The sequence below is a fragment of the Bacteroidia bacterium genome, assembly GCA_040880525.1.
Classification (GTDB): domain Bacteria; phylum Bacteroidota; class Bacteroidia; order CAILMK01; family JBBDIG01; genus JBBDIG01.
This window is the reverse complement of record JBBDIG010000014.1, coordinates 64,898-82,546: the sequence shown is the minus strand read 5'-3', so window position 1 is coordinate 82,546 and position 17,649 is coordinate 64,898. Positions and strand designations below refer to the sequence as shown.

At 45.5% G+C, this 17,649-nt stretch carries 18 protein-coding genes; 10 read left to right on the top strand and 8 right to left on the bottom strand.

Annotation, left to right across the window (positions count from 1 at the left end):
- Positions 1-31 precede the first annotated feature (31 nt).
- Positions 32-532, top strand: coding sequence for a low molecular weight protein-tyrosine-phosphatase (locus WD077_02730; protein MEX0966125.1), 501 nt, complete (start codon positions 32-34; stop codon positions 530-532).
- A gap of 41 nt (positions 533-573) precedes the next feature.
- On the opposite strand, the gene WD077_02725 is transcribed toward WD077_02730, so the two are convergent.
- The 4 genes from WD077_02725 to WD077_02710 all read right to left on the bottom strand — a co-directional run bounded on the left by WD077_02725 (position 574) and on the right by WD077_02710 (position 4,981).
- Complete coding sequence (locus WD077_02725) at positions 574-2,031, bottom strand: TrkH family potassium uptake protein (GenBank protein MEX0966124.1); 1,458 nt, start codon at positions 2,029-2,031, stop codon at positions 574-576.
- Between the two features lie 86 nt (positions 2,032-2,117).
- Positions 2,118-3,458, bottom strand: a complete 1,341-nt coding sequence (trkA, locus tag WD077_02720) for a Trk system potassium transporter TrkA (protein ID MEX0966123.1) — start codon at positions 3,456-3,458, stop codon at positions 2,118-2,120.
- 51 nt (positions 3,459-3,509) lie between these two features.
- Positions 3,510-4,280: a hypothetical protein gene (locus WD077_02715; protein ID MEX0966122.1), complete on the bottom strand. Its 771-nt coding sequence runs from the start codon at positions 4,278-4,280 to the stop codon at positions 3,510-3,512.
- Positions 4,281-4,447: 167 nt separating this feature from the next.
- Positions 4,448-4,981, bottom strand: coding sequence for a DUF4920 domain-containing protein (locus tag WD077_02710; GenBank protein MEX0966121.1), 534 nt, complete (start codon positions 4,979-4,981; stop codon positions 4,448-4,450).
- Positions 4,982-5,008: 27 nt separating this feature from the next.
- Here WD077_02710 and WD077_02705 point away from each other — a divergent pair, with 27 nt between their 5' ends.
- Positions 5,009-6,913, top strand: a complete 1,905-nt coding sequence (locus tag WD077_02705; GenBank protein MEX0966120.1) for a hypothetical protein — start codon at positions 5,009-5,011, stop codon at positions 6,911-6,913.
- 6 nt (positions 6,914-6,919) lie between these two features.
- On the opposite strand, the gene WD077_02700 is transcribed toward WD077_02705, so the two are convergent.
- Entirely contained in the window at positions 6,920-7,594 is a 675-nt protein-coding gene (locus WD077_02700) for a T9SS type A sorting domain-containing protein (GenBank protein MEX0966119.1), read from the bottom strand.
- A gap of 102 nt (positions 7,595-7,696) precedes the next feature.
- On the opposite strand from WD077_02700, the gene WD077_02695 reads away from it, so the two are divergent.
- The 5 genes from WD077_02695 (at position 7,697) to WD077_02675 (ending at position 10,508) form a co-directional block, all read left to right on the top strand.
- The gene (locus WD077_02695; protein MEX0966118.1) at positions 7,697-8,515 is read left to right on the top strand and encodes a hypothetical protein; all 819 of its coding nucleotides are present in this window, start codon (positions 7,697-7,699) and stop codon (positions 8,513-8,515) included.
- The gene (locus tag WD077_02690; GenBank protein ID MEX0966117.1) at positions 8,497-9,156 is read left to right on the top strand and encodes a hypothetical protein; all 660 of its coding nucleotides are present in this window, start codon (positions 8,497-8,499) and stop codon (positions 9,154-9,156) included. Before WD077_02695 ends, WD077_02690 begins: the two co-directional genes overlap by 19 nt.
- 444 nt (positions 9,157-9,600) lie before the next feature.
- Complete coding sequence (locus WD077_02685) at positions 9,601-9,771, top strand: hypothetical protein (protein MEX0966116.1); 171 nt, start codon at positions 9,601-9,603, stop codon at positions 9,769-9,771.
- Positions 9,772-9,773: 2 nt separating this feature from the next.
- Complete coding sequence (locus WD077_02680) at positions 9,774-10,319, top strand: hypothetical protein (protein MEX0966115.1); 546 nt, start codon at positions 9,774-9,776, stop codon at positions 10,317-10,319.
- 66 nt (positions 10,320-10,385) lie between these two features.
- Complete coding sequence (locus tag WD077_02675) at positions 10,386-10,508, top strand: hypothetical protein (protein MEX0966114.1); 123 nt, start codon at positions 10,386-10,388, stop codon at positions 10,506-10,508.
- Positions 10,509-10,576: 68 nt separating this feature from the next.
- On the opposite strand, the gene WD077_02670 is transcribed toward WD077_02675, so the two are convergent.
- Together WD077_02670 and lpdA are read right to left on the bottom strand one after the other, a co-directional pair.
- Positions 10,577-11,023, bottom strand: a complete 447-nt coding sequence (locus tag WD077_02670; GenBank protein MEX0966113.1) for a GldM family protein — start codon at positions 11,021-11,023, stop codon at positions 10,577-10,579.
- Between the two features lie 52 nt (positions 11,024-11,075).
- On the bottom strand, positions 11,076-12,482 hold the full coding sequence (lpdA, locus tag WD077_02665) for a dihydrolipoyl dehydrogenase (protein MEX0966112.1): 1,407 nt from the start codon (positions 12,480-12,482) through the stop codon (positions 11,076-11,078).
- Between the two features lie 215 nt (positions 12,483-12,697).
- Between lpdA and rfaD the strand changes: the two genes are divergently transcribed.
- The 3 genes from rfaD (at position 12,698) to pnp (ending at position 16,444) form a co-directional block, all read left to right on the top strand.
- Positions 12,698-13,666 carry an ADP-glyceromanno-heptose 6-epimerase gene (rfaD, locus tag WD077_02660; GenBank protein ID MEX0966111.1) on the top strand — a complete coding sequence of 323 codons (969 nt, stop codon included), beginning with the start codon at positions 12,698-12,700 and terminating at the stop codon, positions 13,664-13,666.
- 150 nt (positions 13,667-13,816) lie between these two features.
- Complete coding sequence (rpsO, locus tag WD077_02655) at positions 13,817-14,083, top strand: 30S ribosomal protein S15 (protein MEX0966110.1); 267 nt, start codon at positions 13,817-13,819, stop codon at positions 14,081-14,083.
- A gap of 78 nt (positions 14,084-14,161) precedes the next feature.
- Positions 14,162-16,444 (top strand): polyribonucleotide nucleotidyltransferase, encoded by a 2,283-nt coding sequence (pnp, locus tag WD077_02650; GenBank protein MEX0966109.1) that lies wholly within the window; start codon positions 14,162-14,164, stop codon positions 16,442-16,444.
- A 144-nt stretch (positions 16,445-16,588) separates the two neighbouring features.
- Here pnp and WD077_02645 read toward each other — a convergent pair whose 3' ends face one another.
- A complete protein-coding gene (locus WD077_02645; GenBank protein MEX0966108.1) occupies positions 16,589-17,611 on the bottom strand; it encodes a hypothetical protein in 1,023 nt (340 codons plus the stop codon).
- Between the last annotated feature and the right edge of the window lie 38 nt (positions 17,612-17,649).

Below are 17,649 nucleotides of genomic sequence, written 5' to 3'. Positions count from 1 at the left end.
TTTTGAACCGAAATAAAAAATGACGAGTAAAATGATAAAGATACTTTACGTCTGCCTGGGTAATATTTGCCGGTCTCCATTAGCTGAGGCCGTTACGAATGCGGAATTAAAGAAACTGGGAATGGAAGATGAGATCGTTTGCCAGTCAGCCGGAACCGGCAACTGGCATGAAGGCGAGCGGCCTGACCCGCGTACGCTGGAGATCGGGAAAACCTATAAACTCGAATTCAACAGCCTGGCGAGGGTGGTTACCGAAGATGATTTTTTTGAATACGACTATATTATTGTAATGGACGAGGACAACATGCGAAATGTGCGTGAATTGCAACCGGAGGGCGCTACAGCCGAAGTTTTTATGATGCGGGAATTTGACCCTGAAGGCGGCACCAATGTACCCGATCCCTATTTTGGCGGTGCGCAAGGCTTTGAGAATGTTTATAGCATCCTTGTGCGCAGCGTCTGTCATTTTCTGGAATATGTGATGAAAAAGCACGTCCTGACCGGCAACCCTTCTGAGAGCAGAAATGGATGAGTTAAGTTCCTGAAGCAGGAAATCCAATCCGCCAGGAAACCTTAATGTCTTCGCCAGAAGTATGGCGTTAGCAGGATGAGAACGGTGAAGATCTCCAGACGCCCCAGGAGCATCAGGAAAGATAGGAACCATTTTCCTTCGGCCGGAATGTGTGCGAAATTACTTGCGGGGCCAACGCTCCCGATAGCCGGACCAATATTCCCCAGCGATGCCGCAACAGAACCAATGGCCGATTCAAAATCGAGCCCGATGGCGGCCATTACCAGGGAGCCGGCAAAGAAAATGAGCAGGTATAAAAGAATGAATGCCGAAATATGGTAGCTGATATTCTGCGTTACGGCTTTTCCATTGAAACGTACTGGAATGATGGCTGAGGGATGCACTTGCCGTTTAAATTCAAGCACACTGTTTTTAATGAGAATAACGTGACGCATCATCTTTATGCCTCCGCTAGTGGAGCCGGTGGAGGCACCGGTAAAGAACAACACAAAAAACAGTACGGTGACAAAGGGTGCCCAGGCGGTATAATCAGCCGTAATGAATCCGGTGGTGGTAATGATGGAGACGATCTGGAATGCAGCATCCCTGAAGGCCCTTTCCAACGGAAGATCAGTAACTACAAGTATGGCCGTGGTAGTCAGCACGATACCGGCCATGCAGGCAAACAGGTAAGCCCTGAATTCCTCATTATGAAATACTTTCAGCAATTTTCCCCGCAAGCCGAAATAGATCAGCGGAAAACTTGTGCCCCCCAGAAACATGAAAACAAGAACCACATATTGTATATAAGGCGAGGAGTAAAAAGCCAGGCTTGCATTTTTGGTAGAAAACCCCCCGGTTGCCATTGTGGACATTGAGTGATTTACGGCATCGAAAAATGTCATTTCACCTAACATCAGCAGAACCGTTTCCAATCCGGTTAATGCCACATAGATGATCCAGAGGCGCTTGGCTGTTTCCTTAATGCGGGGATGGAGCTTAGCTGGTGTGGGGCCTGAAGCCTCTGCTGAAAACAACTGCATTCCGCCAATTCCCAAAAGTGGCAGAATGGCGATGGTAAGCACAATAATTCCCATACCTCCGATCCAGTGCGTGAGGCTTCGCCAGAAAAGGATTGTTTTGGATTGTATTTCGATATCTGTGAGAATGGTGGCTCCCGTAGTGGTATAGCCGCTCATCGTTTCAAAAAAGGCATCCGCAAAGGTTTCGGTAGTGCCGGAGAAGAGATAAGGTAACGTTCCGCTAAGCGTAAGAACGAGCCAGCCCATCGTCACGATAAGGTAGCCTTCGCGTTTGCGAATGTCCTTATTGTCAAACTTCCTGTATACCAGCCGGAGAATTGCGCCTGCAAACAGTGTAATTCCTGCCGCATATACCATCGGCTTCCAGGCCTCCTCGCCATACGCAATAGAAATGGAAAGGCTGAGGAGCATAGCCAGGCTGTTGATGATAAGCAACAATCCCATGATGCTGAGAACGACCGGAAAGTTTAATCGCATGAACAATTTCCAAATCCCTTTAAAATGAATGAATATTTACCGGAGCCGCTCATATTATTTTTTAAATAAATAAGACTTGCTTTTTGCTATCTGAAAAATTCTTCTACATCATAAATGCTTGAAGAGAGCGTAAATACCACCACCCTGTCGTGCGGCTTTATCTGGAAGTTTCCCAGGGTAATGTAGCCCTTCCCATCTCTCACTACTCCGCCAATGATAGCAGACTTTGGAAATTTTAATTCCCTGATTGGTTTTTTAGTAATACGTGAATGCTCTTTTACTTTAAACTCCAGCAATTCGGCATCCACGCCATGAATGCCGGTAAGCGCGATCACTTCTCCCCTGCGGATATACCGGAAAATAAAATTGGCCGCAATCAGTTTTTTGTTGATCATCGTATCAATACCAATGCTTTGCGAGAGGTTTATGTATTCAATATTTTCAACCATTGCAATGGTTTTTTTCACACCCCTGTTTTTCGCAACCAGGCAAGAAAGAATATTAGTTTCTGAATTTCCGGTTACGGCAACAAAAGCGTCCACATCAGAAATTCCCTCCTCTTCCAGCAATTCTACATTTGTACCGTCCCCGTTAATTACCAGTACATCAGGAAGTTTATCCGCTATTTCAAAACTCTTTTCTTTATTAATCTCAATTAATTTAATATTATAATCCTTGTTTAGCCTTCGGGCCGCATGAACACCTGTCCGGCTGCCTCCCAAAATCATAACATTTTTTATTGCGGTTCTGATTTTTCCGGAAAAATGAAGTACCTGGTCTATACCTTCTGTATCAGAAATAAAATAAACATGATCACCGGCTTCAAAAACGGTTCTGCCATGCGGGATAATGGTTTCTTTATTCCGGTGGATAGCCACCGTAAGAAAGTTCAGGTCAGGATTGAGAGGTGCCGTTTCAATGAGCGACTTTCCAATCACCGGTGCATTGCTGTCAAGATGAATTCCGATGAGCGATAACTTTCCGTTGGCAAAGTCAAAAGAATCGGTAAATGCGGCTTCACGCAGCAACCTTTTTATTTCGCGGGCGGCCAGCGATTCCGGAGAGATCAGTTCATCAATACCCAGGGTGCGGAGATCCAGCACTTCCTTATCCACCAGATATTCCATGTTGCGGATTCTGGCTACGGTTTTCTTTGCACCCAGTTTTTTACCGATCACGCTCGTGGTAAAGTTGGTATCGCCTGATTCTGTAACAGCGATCAGGAGGTCAGCGCCTTCCACCTTAGCTTCATGAAGTACGGAATAAGAGGTGGCATCTCCCCGAATGGTAATGACGTCAATAAGACTCTCAGCGTAGTCCAGCCGGTGCTGGTCAATATCTAACAGCACAATATCCTGCGACTCCATGGCCAAAAGCCGTGCAAGATGAAATCCTACTTCTCCCGCACCTGCAATAATAATCCTCATGCTTCAGGCAACAGATTTTTTTTGACAAAGGGGGCAAATATAACCCGGATTTTATACCGGATGCACTTGTGCTGATCTATTCGTTTCCGGCAGTGCTGACGGCTTTGTGGCAAGTAATTTCCGCAACGAGAAAAAGTGCATGGAATAGGCAAGCGGAACCAAAATACCTGGCAGCAACACATAGGGGAACGTAGCCATCACCGCATTGGAAGGGCCTTCCGTAAATACACGAAATGGTGTGGGTAAAGACAAAACTGCTATTACCACAATATTTATCAGAAACAGCAGCCCCACAATGTTATAGGCGATGCCGGTCATTTTCTTAAGCCCTGAATTTCTGGCCATCACATAAGCTGCCGGAAGCGCGAGTAAACCGCTCAGTATATCCAGGTTTCGTCCTTCAAAGGTCATCATCAGTGGGAGCAGGTTGCTGATAAACATCCACCAGAGCAATACTTCCACGGGGATCCTGAAAGTCTGGATGAGGATAAGCCAATGTCCTGGCGTGCACCGCAGGATCTCATTCATTCCCGTGGAAAATGTGATAAAAAGAATAGTGCAAAGCGGAACAGCCAAAACGATAAACATTCGTGGAGGGATGCTATCGAAATTGCCGAGCCATCCGCTAAGAGATAATACCGCCAGGATAGAGATCCAGAGAAGAAGAATGGCTACATAGGAGAAAAGGATCCGCTTCTGCCTGCGGGGTGGAAATGATGTGTGTGGCAGCACCTTCCGCAATCCCGCATAAACCAAACCTGCGCAGAAGAGGCTGAGCAGAAGGAAGCTTAATTCTATCAATAAAGTATCGCGGGATTCCATGAGCAAGTTATTTTTTGAGTAACCAAAGTTAATCACCCAATTTAATTCAGGCCCTGTTCAATTTTAAACCAGTTTTAAAATTGAATTTTACAAAAAAAACCACTGTGGAAACAAGAACAGATCTTGGCTCCGCAGTGGTTTGTTAAAAATTAAAGAGGCACTGTTACCTACTGTTCCTTTGCCCGCTCCAGATAAACGCCATCCGCCTTGAATGCCATCTGCACATCCGGTTCGGTAATCTGGTCAATCTCCTCTTGTGATTTGCCGGCATCTTCTGCATAGTGCTGCAGCGTGGCCACATCAACGGTATCCAAAGAAGCCGTGCCATGCATATAAATGGTTTCTCCGGAAATGTCCTTAGGAACGAAGAATCCGTAATCCTTAAAGGTTACCATTACGTCTTCATCCTTTTGCTGCACCAGTTTCATCCAGCATCCTTTTTTCTGACACACTTCCTTTACTGTGCCTTTCACGGTGGTTTGATAGGAGCCTTTTTTGAGAACCCGTTTTACCATTTGATCAACACTTTGTGCTTTTGAAATATCGAATTTTTCACCATAATATTCACCATCCTGATCAGCGTATCCGGTTTGGACAGCGGAGAAACTCTCCGAACGATTGGCTTTATTTTCGGTAGGCTGTTCGCTGCAACTGCCCAGGAGCATTATTGCCAGCGGGAGTATCAAAAGATTTTTCATCATCGTTTTAATTTTTTTACAAAGATATTAATGAAATTCATTGTCCTGATACGATATGTATTTCTGGGGTTAATGTTTACAGGAATTTTTTCCCCTGCGGCAGCTCAACAATATTTAAAAACCTATCCCTATCAGCCTGCACTCCCGCCCATTGATTCCAGCAAGGGATTTTCGCTTCCCGCTTTTGATACACTAAAGGCACTTGTGATCCTGGTACAATTTCCCGGAGAACAGGAAATAAGGGGAATGTGGCCGGCCGATTCGCTGACCCGGATACCTGAACTGGATCTCTTGCTCGCTACCAGCAAAGATTCATTTCCCGAAAAAAGCCTGACCCATTATTTTCAGGAAGCTTCACAGGGGAGATTTTACTACTGGGGAGAATTTTATCCTTTTGTGGTTCAACTTGACAGCCCACCCTCCTATTATCACAAACACGGACAATACGGTGCTACAAATGCTGAGGCCCTTCGCAAGGTAATTGACAGTGGCCTTGTGGACTGGAACGATTTCGACCGGTGGGGAAAGGACAAGCGCACCGGCCACTACCGAAAAAAACCGGATGGCGAAATTGATAACATCGCGATCCTTTACCGCCTGCCGCCTACCCGTCTTTGTCCGGAATGTACGTGGATCGGCCATTCCGGAGGCGTGGCCATGCTCTATGGCAACAGGATCCATTTAAATGATTCATTGTCCATCAATACAGGATCCCTCGGTTCCGGATTGTATCTCAACGTTAACAATTCCAGCATCAACGGGCTGCGCTACCTCTATCGCCATGAACTGGCGCACTTCCTGACGCGGCATCATTACGCCTCCGTAAACGACCGGTATGGGAATGATTACGTGCTGCACAGTTCCTGGGGGCTGGCAGCTCTTTCAGGATCAGCAAGCGATGCGGCAAATGCCTGGGACCGTTTTTATATGGGATGGGGAGAATACAATGTGGACATGGTTCCCGGCCAAGAGGCACAAGAGCTGGTTCTGCGGGATTTTATTACCACGGGCAATATGGCGCGCATTGCCCTGCCGCATGTGCCTGACGAATATTTTCTGCTCGAATTCCATGCGAATAAGGCTGCATTCAACAATGTGGATCAGGGTGCGACCGGACTTTACATATTTCATCAAACCAGGGAAAACGGCCCGCACCATCTGGATCTTGAAGAGGCTGACGGTAACTTTGACTATGCACTGGCTGATACCATCCGCCATCCGGTACCGGATGGTACCAAACACCTTCCGCTGCTAAGGTTGGCACCCAATCCGTTCCTCGGATTTGGAGACAGGGATGCCATGAAGCTGGATAAAGACGGGGACGACAAGGTCGGCCAGAAAGACATTCTCAAAGTGCTGCTCTACATTAACAGCGGGATTGATACGATGCCTTATTTTATTGGTGATAAAATGGATGGATTCACTTCAGAGCAGGGAAGAAATATATTCAGCTTGAGCACCAATCCTTCCACCGCCAGCAATGGTACACGAAAAGACCGCCCGGTGGTTCATATTAGCGGAATTCACATTGAGGTACTGGAAATGGATAGCCAACAGGTCCGCCTCCGGATGGGCTATGGCGATTTTGACCTGGACCGTCCGGCCCGGTGGACAGGAGATATTCGATTGCATGACAGTCTGGTGGTGAAAGAAGATCAAATGCTGCTGCTAAATGAATCCGGCACAGCAATCAGGGAAAACCAGGTGCCTCCCCAAACGAGGCTTGTATTCACTGAAAGCGGCTCTATAACGTTGGAAAAGAAGGCAACGCTGATTATTGAAGATGATTCGGAATTGGATATGGGCGAGAACGGTAAGATCTGGCTGATGAAAAAATCAAAGCTGATCATTGGTAAAAACGGCAGGATCGTTGGAAACCCGGAAGCAATCCGCCTGATCGGGAAAAAAGCTGAAGTACACTACCTGGGACGGTAAACCGCGCTAACCTGCTTTTACGAATTTCCTTGTAATGATTTGCCCGTCCCTGAGTTTAGCCTTTATAATATAAGTACCGGGAGCCAGGGTCCGGACATCAACCTCTTTCAATTCTGTTCTGAATAGTAACCGGCCCGCCATATCAGTTATTCTTACCTCTTCAAGTTCAACACCTGATTCAAGATTCAGATAAAGCTTATCCTGAACAGGCACCGGGAAAAGTTCAAAAGCCTCATTTCCCCGGTTCTCCTCAATCCCTACGGCATAGTCTACATAAAATTGCCGGGTTACTGAATCCGTGGTAAGAATGCTATTCGCAGACGGCCATACGACAATGATATTCACCCCTCCTATATGGTATTGCGGAGCCGTGATCCGGATGGTCTGATCTGTCCGTATTTCAACTGTATCACTTGCATCCAGATCTTCTGTGAGCGTATCCATTCCAACCAACTCCATCGAATCCAAGTCGCCATTTATCGCCATGGAGATGGAGATTAACGTTCCGTTGGGAATTGTAACATTCCCTGTATTTTGTACTACGGCAATAAAATTTATAGAGTCTCCGGATCTGACGGTGGCGGGAAATTCCAGTATGTCAATTACTCCAAGAGAGCTTTGAGCCGAGACCCAGTGAGTGGCCAGCAGAAAAAGAATGGGAAGAAGAAGGGATTTTTTCATAACGATAGCTGCTTTAATATTTTCTCCACAAACCTATTTAAAACAACCGACTATTGCATATCATAAAAATTATTATCTTACCCCTTCAAAAACACCATCCCAATGGATATTTTAGAAAGGTTAGTGAGTTCCATGAATAAGGAAGATGTCCGGCATTTCAAGCTTTATACGGCCCGCATTCATGTACAACAGGACCGCAAAGATCTGCAGCTTTTTGACATGGTGCGAAGGAGCGGTGAAGACTTTAGTGATGATGAAGCTTTCAGATTATTATACAAAGGCAGTGATAAGAATCCATTTTACAGGCTTAAAAATCGGCTCGTAACAGACCTTAACAAGAGCATTCTGCTTCAAAGCTTTAGCAAGGACGAAGAAGTTTATTTGCATAACCTGCTCGCACTTTGCCGGTATTATTATAATCAGAACCAGTTTGAACTTTCCCTGCATTTTTTAAAGAAGGCGGAAAAATATGCGCAGAAGCTTGAAAACTATGAACTCCTTGACATCATCTATGGAGAATTCATCCGGCTGTCTCACGAAATCCTCTCCATCAACCCCGAGACTTTTATTGCCAAACGAAGCGCTAACCGGGGACAGTTGCGACAACTGCGCGAGATAGATGACCTCCTGGCCATTATCAGCTACCGCCTCAAGATCTCTCAAACGCTTTCAGGTAAAAATGAATCCATCATCTCAATGCTGGAGAGCCTGATTGAAAAACATAAAGGCTCGCTGGATCTGCAAAAAAGCACTAAGCTCCGGATAAAGCTATACCGCTCCGTAAGCCAGATACTGCTGCAACGGCAGGATTTCCAGGCGCTGACCGACTATCTGCTCCGCACCCACGATGAGTTTACCGCGATGGCATTTTCACCAAAACCACCCATGATCATAAATTGCAGATGCTCACCTACATCGTGAATGCACTGTATAAAACCGGCCGCACGGAAGAATCGCTGCAATATGCAGAAAAGCTCAAAGAGGGCATGGAGGAATACAACCAGTTGTTATTCGATAAGTATTACTTCTTCTACTACAATTCCCTGGTGATCAATTATTCGCGTAAGAATATTGAGAAGGCAATTGCAATCCTTGAGAAATTGAAGACGGACGAAAAGATCAGGAATTTCTCTTTCTATAAAGTATTTATTTATACTAACCTGGCGCTCCTGCTCTTTATCCGTCAGGACTATTACAACGCTTTTCAACACATCAACCGGCTCTATCTACTGACAGAATATGAGACCGTGGACGCGTCAGTAAAGATGAAGATCGCACTGGCCGAACTCATTATTCGCTATGAACTGGGAGACTATGATGTCCTCCGCAGACGCCTGAAGCAAGTTGGAAAAGATTACGAAGAATTTCTGCAGACCAAAGAATTTGCACGGGAAAGCATTTTCTTAAACGTCCTGAATTCAATGAACGAATCCGTGGATCCTAAGCACGATCCCAAAGTGCAGGAATCCGTGAAAAGCTTTGGCCAGCGATTTCCCACCGAATCAGGTGTGGAAGAAGAACTCATAGACTACAATGAATGGGTGGCGGGGAAGGTGCGGTGAGAGTTTTCCGCTTTAATTTATCACAAGAATAGATGATCCTGAGCCCTCGGCAATGGTCACTTCCTCGCCTTCTTCATTCTCATGAATAACTTCGGTAATAATGATTTTTGAGCCGGAAGTCAATTCCGTGAGTATGCTTTTAAACTGAGCTCCCAAAATTTGCTGGCGAAAGCGAATAGAGAATAGTCTTCTGTATCTTTCATGTATACAGGAAGTAGCCCTGGTAAAGAGATTTGCCGGGGCTTTTTTTTGTGTAGTTTTGAGCCGTACACGTGATTTGATTTACTGAAGAGCACGGAACCATGGCCACAGCGCCAGGGGCGTCCGTGAAATAAGCCCGGATTCGCTCCGGGTGAATATTATGGCCTGTTATGGATGATGTACACGAAGAATTGCCTGGCATGATAGCGAAGATATTGGAGATGTAATGAACCGGTAAATGAAGTGGACGCGGCTGATTTGCGGCTGAGAACGGTTTTGCTCTTTGACAGGCTTCAGGAGCTTTATCCTTCAGAGGACTATAGTCCGGCACAGGTTTATGATCTGCTGAAGGAGAATGGATTTACTTATAAATTTATTGGTGGCCACTATGTGTGGTTGCTGAAGGAGAGATGATTATGAAGAAATTTAAAGAGATTGTAACCCTCATACGTGACATAATAATGATTGTTGGCATTCCGATAATACTTTCCTATGCCTACATCATTCATCAGGAACAAATCAAAACTAAGGACAGTACAATTGAACTAGTTAAAACAGAAAATGAAATTCTGAAAGAGAATCAAATAGATCGTGCAATAACAAAACTTAAATCCCAGCGAGAATTTTATGAAAATGAAATTACCGACTTAGAAATGAGGGTCAAAGCTAAAACAGGTTTAGTGGATAGTTTAAAAATGGCGGACCGACATTTGTTTGTGGATTCCCCCAATATAATTTTGTCTGAAACAGTTGCTAGGAAAGTACTGGTCGATTTGCATAGATGCGATATTGACCGAGAGCTATTAGAATTATATATAAAAATAGACAGTGTTTATAAAATCCAAGATAACTTATATAAAAAAATGCTACTCTCACAATCGCATCAATTAGCAACATTTGCACGTATTAATAGAAATCAAGATAAGGTTATACAAATACTTGAGAAGCTAAAAAATAATTGATAAGTCTTTATTTGGCTATTTGTCATCGTCCTTCAAGTCTTTTATTCAAAATTCTACTTTCGCCCAATGGCATTGAAAGTAATTGCAAAATGGCTCCGCTCTGGCAGCTTCCGGGAAGGCGTTTCTCTGTATGAACATTTTGGCCCAGGTGGATATCTCCTGGAGCTTTTCCGAAATGGGGAAGCATGAGATTGCCATCAACATCACACGTTGGCCGGTTGAAAAGTGAGGGGAAGGTGCGGTGAAAAATTTCCTCCTTAATTAATCACAAGAATAGATGTTCCTGAGCCTTCGGCAATGGTCACTTCTTCGCCTTCTTCATTCTGATAAATAACTTCGGTAATTATGATTTTTGAGCCGGAAGTCAATTCAGTGAGCATGCTTTTAAAGGTATCTCCCAAATTTGCTGAGTTCATTTTGAAAAAAGCGGAATTTCCATCAACGCTCTCGGTGATCATAACAAAACCTTTTACTTCCAGTTGCTGGTCAGGGTTTGCGGTATCCACCACCACCGTGAGGTACTCTGAAGCTTGCAGTTCTTCTAAAGTGATTAACCCGGCATTCAACTGCTTGTCGAACCGGATTTTTACTTCAGGTTGCGTGTTAGGCATCACCGTTTCGTGCATTACCCATTCCCCGTTCGTCTGTGCCATAACGATACTATAGGAGAAGGCCAGGGTAAAAAGAGCTACTAAGTATTTCATGATGCAGATTTTTGAATTGAAGCGCAAGGTAAAATGAATGAGAGAACAAGGATCATATATGAATGGCCCTGTCTCCGGTAGCGCCCATCGCTGCTTCCCGCATGGCTTCACTATAGGTTGGGTGCGGGTGGCTCATCCTTACAATGTCCTCAGCGGAAGCACGGAATTCCATGGCCACAACTGCCTCCATAATCAGGTCGGCCATGCGCGGGCCTATCAAGTGTACACCCAGCACTTCATCGGTTTTGGCATCAGCAATAATCTTTATGAAGCCGTCAGTGTCCATGCTTGCCCGCGCCCGGCCACTTGCCTTGAAAGGAAACTTGCCGGTTTTGATCTCGCGCCCTTCTTCCTTCAGTTGATCCTCTGATTTTCCGACTGAAGCTACTTCCGGCCAGGTATACACTACGCCCGGTATGAGGTTGTAATCAATATGTGGCTTTTCTCCGGCCATATACTCAGCTACATAGCTGCCCTCATCCTCTGCTTTATGCGCCAGCATCAATCCGCCAATTACATCACCTATGGCGAAGATGCCTTCAACTTCTGTTTCAAGGTGGCCATTCACTGGTATGAAACCTTTTTCATTCGTCTTAAGTCCGGCTTTATCCAACCCCAGATCCGCAGTATATGGTTTGCGGCCAACCGCCACCAGGCAATAATCGCCTTCAAACACCACTTCCTTATCTTTCTTGTCAGTTGCCGTTAGCGTCACTTTGTTGCCCTCCACGCTGACGCCTGTAACATTATGGTTGGTCTTTATATCTATTTTAGATTTTCTGAAAACGCGTGTCAATTCCTTGCTCAGGTCGCTGTCCATGTTCGGGATGATCTTGTCCATAAACTCTACGATGGTGACTTCTGATCCGATGCGGTTGTAAACTGCGGCCATCTCGCAACCGATATATCCACCACCGATGACCAGCAGCTTTTTCGGCACTTCGGCCAGTTCCAGTGCTTCAGTGCTGGTAATGATCCTTTTTTTGTCAATTTCAATGTTGGGCAAACTTGCGGGCTTGGAGCCCGTGGCAATGATCACTTTCTCCGTTTTGATCTCTTCCGTTTTGTTGCCGTCTTTTCTAATCGCGATCGTATTTTTATCCTTAAAAGAGGCATGGCCTGTAAATACTGTGATCTTATTTTTCTTCATCAGGAAATCAATGCCTCCGGTAGTTTGCTTCACCACCTCCCCTTTTCGCTTTATCATTTGCTTAAAATCCAGCGACAATCCTTCGATTTCAATCCCATGCTCCTTAAACTGGTGCTTTGCCTGCGCAAAATGTTCTGTAGAATCCAGCAGCGCTTTGGAAGGAATACAGCCCACATTCAGGCACGTACCTCCCAGTGAATTATAGCGTTCAATAATTGCGGTTTTAAAACCCAGTTGCGCACAACGTATGGCGGCCACATATCCACCCGGCCCGGATCCTATTATAGTAACATCAAATTTATCTGACATTTTTCTGATTATTTTATTTCATCCGCAAAGGTAAGGTTGAGGAATTGTTTGGGAGGATGGGCGCTGGTGCAAAGACCCGAGCGCAGGAGATTCCTGCCTTCGCAGAAATGACAGTCAGCCCCGGATATCTGCGAGCCATTTAAATACCTTTGTACACATTTCGGTATCAGCCGCTTTTCTATTCTCAGATTCTAAACCCAAAAAATTCAAGATCCTTGATCATCGTTACAGGAGCAGCAGGATTTATTGGAAGTGCCCTGATTGCCAAACTGAATGAGAACCGCTACTTCGATATTGTTGCAGTAGACGATTTTGCCAGCCACAGCCGCCACAATCTGGAAGGAAAGCAGATTTCCAAATTCGTGGAGCGCGATAGATTCCTGGACTGGGCCACCGAAAACGAAAAGCGCCTGCAGTTCATCTTCCACATGGGTGCCCGCACGGATACCACCGAATTTGATGAAGACCTCTTCCAGCGGCTGAATGTGGATTATTCCAAAAGCATCTGGAATTTTTGTGTAGAATACGGGCTTCCACTGGTTTACGCATCTTCGGCTGCAACCTATGGTGCCGGTGAAAAAGGCTACGCTGATGACCATGCCTTAATCCCGGAACTGGTGCCCATGAATCCATACGGAGTTTCCAAAAATGAATTTGACAAATGGGCATTGACGCAGGAAAAGCAGCCCTACTACTGGACGGGCCTGAAATTTTTTAATGTATACGGTCCGAATGAATATCACAAAGAACGAATGGCCTCCGTGGTATTTCACGCATATAATCAGGTACGTGAGCAAGGCAAAATCAGGCTGTTCCGCTCCCACCGTGCAGACTTCAAGGATGGCATGCAACTGCGTGACTTTATCTATGTAAAAGATGTGGTGGACGTCTGTTACTGGCTGATGCACCACCGCAAACCGGAAAACTCAGGCATCTGCAACCTGGGGACCGGCAAAGCAGAATCCTTCCTGGCACTGGCTCATGCAGTATTCGCTGCGATGGATAAAAAACCTGAAATTGAATTCATTGATATTCCTGAGGATATCCGGGAGCGCTACCAGTATTTTACTGAAGCTAAAATGGAAAAGCTAAGAAGCATTGGCTATAAAAAACCTTTCATACCTGTGGCTGAAGGCGTCCGGGAGTATATCAGGAATTATTTGATTAATGGAAAGAGATGGTAAAACAGGATAATGTTAAAACCAAATAATCACTTCACAAAGCAGGCTGTAAAAGGTCAGCTTCCTAATAGGCGTGGACATACAATTTTCTTAAAATATTGCTACATTTGCAAGCTCAAATTGACCGCAAGAAATTAAAGAACAAGCACATAAATGTTATCATCCGAGAAAAAAACAGAGATTTTCAGCCAGTACGGCAAGGCAAAAGAAGATACCGGCTCTCCCGAAAGCCAGATCGCGCTCTTTACGCAACGCATCAGCGACCTTACCGGCCACCTCAAAACGCATCGTAAAGATTTCGGCACGCAGCGCAGCCTTCAGATGCTGGTAGGTAAACGCAGAAGATTGCTAAACTACCTGATGCAGGAAGACATCTTCCGCTACCGCGAGATCATCTCAAAGCTGGGGCTAAGAAGATAACTTTCCACCTTTTCAAAAGGCGATTCTCAACAATCGCCTTTTTTATTTTCTACTTTTTCAATTCTAATTTTTAATGTAATGAGTAAACCTCAACTGTATAAAAAAACGATCAGCCTGGGCGATGGCCGCGAGATCTCGATTGAATCGGGAGTGCTGGCAAAGCAGGCAGACGGAGCCGTAGTGGTGCGCATGGGAAATGCAATGCTGCTTGCCACCGTAGTTTCCTCCAAAGAACCTAAGGAAGGAATTGACTTTCTTCCGCTTACGGTAGACTATCAGGAGAAATATGCTGCGGCAGGCCGCTTTCCCGGTGGCTTCCTGAAACGGGAAGGGCGCCTCTCAGAATATGAGATCCTTACCAGCCGCATCGTGGACCGGGCGATAAGGCCCCTATTCCCGGATGACTACCATTGTGAAACGCAAGTAATGGTTACGCTGATCTCTGCTGATACGGAAGTAATACCTGACTGCCTGGTGGGCCTCGGTGCTTCTGCTGCACTCAGCATTTCTGATATTCCATTTCAGGGACCTATTTCCGAAGTACGCGTGGCAAAGATTGATGGTAAGCTGAAAATCAATCCTTCAGCCGAGGAAGTAAAAGAAGGTACGCTGGAACTGATCGTTTCCGGAAGCAAGAATGACATCAATATGGTGGAAGGCGAAATGGCAGAAGTGGGTGAGGCCGAGATGCTGGAAGCATTAAAGTTTGCGCATGAAGCCATCAAGCTGCAGTGCCAGGCGCAGGAAGATCTGGCTCAGGAAATGGGCCGCACCGAAAAGCGCGAACATATTGGCGACCCCCAGGACCTGGAGCTTTATCAAAAACTGGAAGAATTATGGTCAGACCGCATTCTGGAAATTGCGAGAAACTTTAATGACAAAACCAATCGTGCAGACAATTTCAAGGCGATAAGAACCGAATATCTGGAATCATTACCTGAAGATCATGAATTGGACGAAGAGATGATCAAGCGTTATTTTTCCAAGATCAAGAAACAGGTAATACGAAACATGGTACTGAAGGAAGGCAAGCGCCTCGATGGCCGGAAGCTGAATGAAGTCAGATCCATCTGGTGCGAAGTGGACTTTCTGCCATCAGCTCACGGATCAGCCGTTTTCACACGGGGCGAGACTCAATCGCTCACTTCCATTACCTTGGGAAGTAAGATGGATTCGCAATTAATTGACGATGTAATGTTCAAAGGCTACAATCGTTTCCTGCTGCATTACAATTTTCCGGCATTCTCTACCGGTGAGGCCCGCCCCAACCGCGGACCGGGCCGCAGGGAAATCGGCCACGGGAACCTGGCCATGCGCGCCATTAAAATGGTAATGCCAGACAGCGAAAGCAATCCTTACGTGGTACGTATAGTTTCGGATATTTTAGAATCAAACGGTTCTTCCTCAATGGCTACCGTTTGTGCCGCTTCACTTGCGCTCCTCGATGCCGGTATAAAGATCAGGAAGCCGGTTTCAGGTATTGCGATGGGACTCATCTCGGGAGAAAAAGGCGATTATGCCGTGCTCTCCGATATTTTGGGTGATGAAGACCACATTGGCGATATGGACTTTAAGATCACTGGAACTGAAGATGGCATCACAGCATGCCAGATGGATATTAAGGTTGAAGGCCTTTCTTATGAGGTACTTGAAAAAGCCCTGATGCAGGCACGCGAAGGCCGCCTTCACATTCTCGATAAAATGAATGAGGTGATCAGCCAGCCGAGAGAGGAGTACAAACCGCACGTTCCGCGGATCGAAACGCTCATTATTGACAAAGACTATATCGGAGCAGTGATCGGCCCGGGCGGAAAGATCATCCAGAAAATTCAGGAAGATTCCGGAGCCCACATTACGATTGAAGAAAAGGATGAAAAGGGATACGTGGAAATTTCATCGCCAGATAAGGAATCCATTGAAAAAGCCAAGAAGTGGATCAGAGGAATTGTTACCGTTCCTGAAGTAGGCGAAACCTACTCCGGCACCGTGAAATCCATCATGCCATTCGGAGCTTTTATAGAATATCTGCCAGGAAAGGAAGGTTTGCTGCACATCAGCGAAATAGCCTGGGAAAAGACAGAAACGATGGAAGGCGTAATGGAAGAAGGCGAAAAGCTTGAGGTAAAGCTGATAGGCATTGACGAGCGTAGCGGCAAAGTGAAGCTCTCCAAAAAGGCATTGACTCCGAAACCGGAAGGATGGGTAGACCGCCCGCCAAGAAGTGACAGAGATCGCGGAGACCGGGGAGGCGACCGTGGCGGACGCAGGGATGACCGTGGCAGAGATCATAACCGCAGTGGGCGTGATGATCGCGGACCGCGCAATGATTCCGGATCGCACCGAAGACGCGATGACGATTAAGGATTGAATGTATATGTAATAGAAGAACCTGCCGGATGGCGGGTTTTTTTTTGTTTTGCCACTAAGACACAAAGGGCACTAAGGTTCACTAAGGTTTTTTTTATAAATAGTTTTTTGCCACTAAGACACGAAGCGCACTAAGGTTCAGCTAAGGTTATTGTTGCAATGAGTGTTGGCTGCGTTTTCTTTCCACGCTCTTATCGTAAATAGTGCGAGCGGAATGGTATAGGGATAAGACAGCCACAAGAACCGTCCGTCAGAATGGGCTGACATTATAGAATAGAAAAAGAGCAAAACAGAAAGAAAGAGGCCGGCATACAAAGGGAAATGTTGAATGAGCCATGAGCGTCCCTGCCAGGCAATTCCAAGGAGGCTGATGATCCCGGGAATTCCGAGCGCAAGCAATCCGCTGATCCAGGTTCTGGACCGGCTGACATTATCCAGGAAAAATTGCGGCTGGAATGACCATACATAAAGGCCGCCTGCCGGAGACCAGTTGCGGGCAATAAGCATGGACACCGTTATGAGCGCTAAAATACCAATATTCAGGAAAAATGCTTTTTTAACAGAAACCTGGTGCCGGTACATATAAATCCATAGCACAGGCAAGGCAATAATGAAAGTTTCCTTCATTAAAATGCCAGGCAGGAAAAGCAGCATATTCTCAATGAATTTTCCTTTTATGCTGAAATAAAGAGATGTCAGCAGCAAAAAGATCAGCCCCGGTTCTATCAACCCAATCGTTCCATAATAAAATAAGGGAAAAGAAAGGACAAAAAACAAATTTCCTAACAGGGCCAAAACCAGTGAAAAGCGAAAGTGAACCGAAATCAATTGCAGCAATAAAACTGACAGGAAAAGGAAGATGACATTCATCAGGTTTATGGCCGTCAATGGATCGAAAGGCAGAAGAGACGCCAGGAAAGGCAGAAGAGGCCGGTAGACAAATGGATCAGAGAGCCGCTCAAAAATTTTTCCTGACCTGAAATAACTTACCATTGCCTCGTAATAAGCCGAGTCATTCTCAAAATATTCGAAGAGATAAAATACGCCTGTTTTATTAAAACGAAAAACTATAACCAAAAGCATTATTGTACAACTCAGGGCATATACCTCTGAAAAATCCAGTTGGTAAACCCACCTGCCGGGTTTGTTTATTTTTTTCAAAGAAACAGGCTTAAGTTGTAGTGCATCCTTTCCTGCCA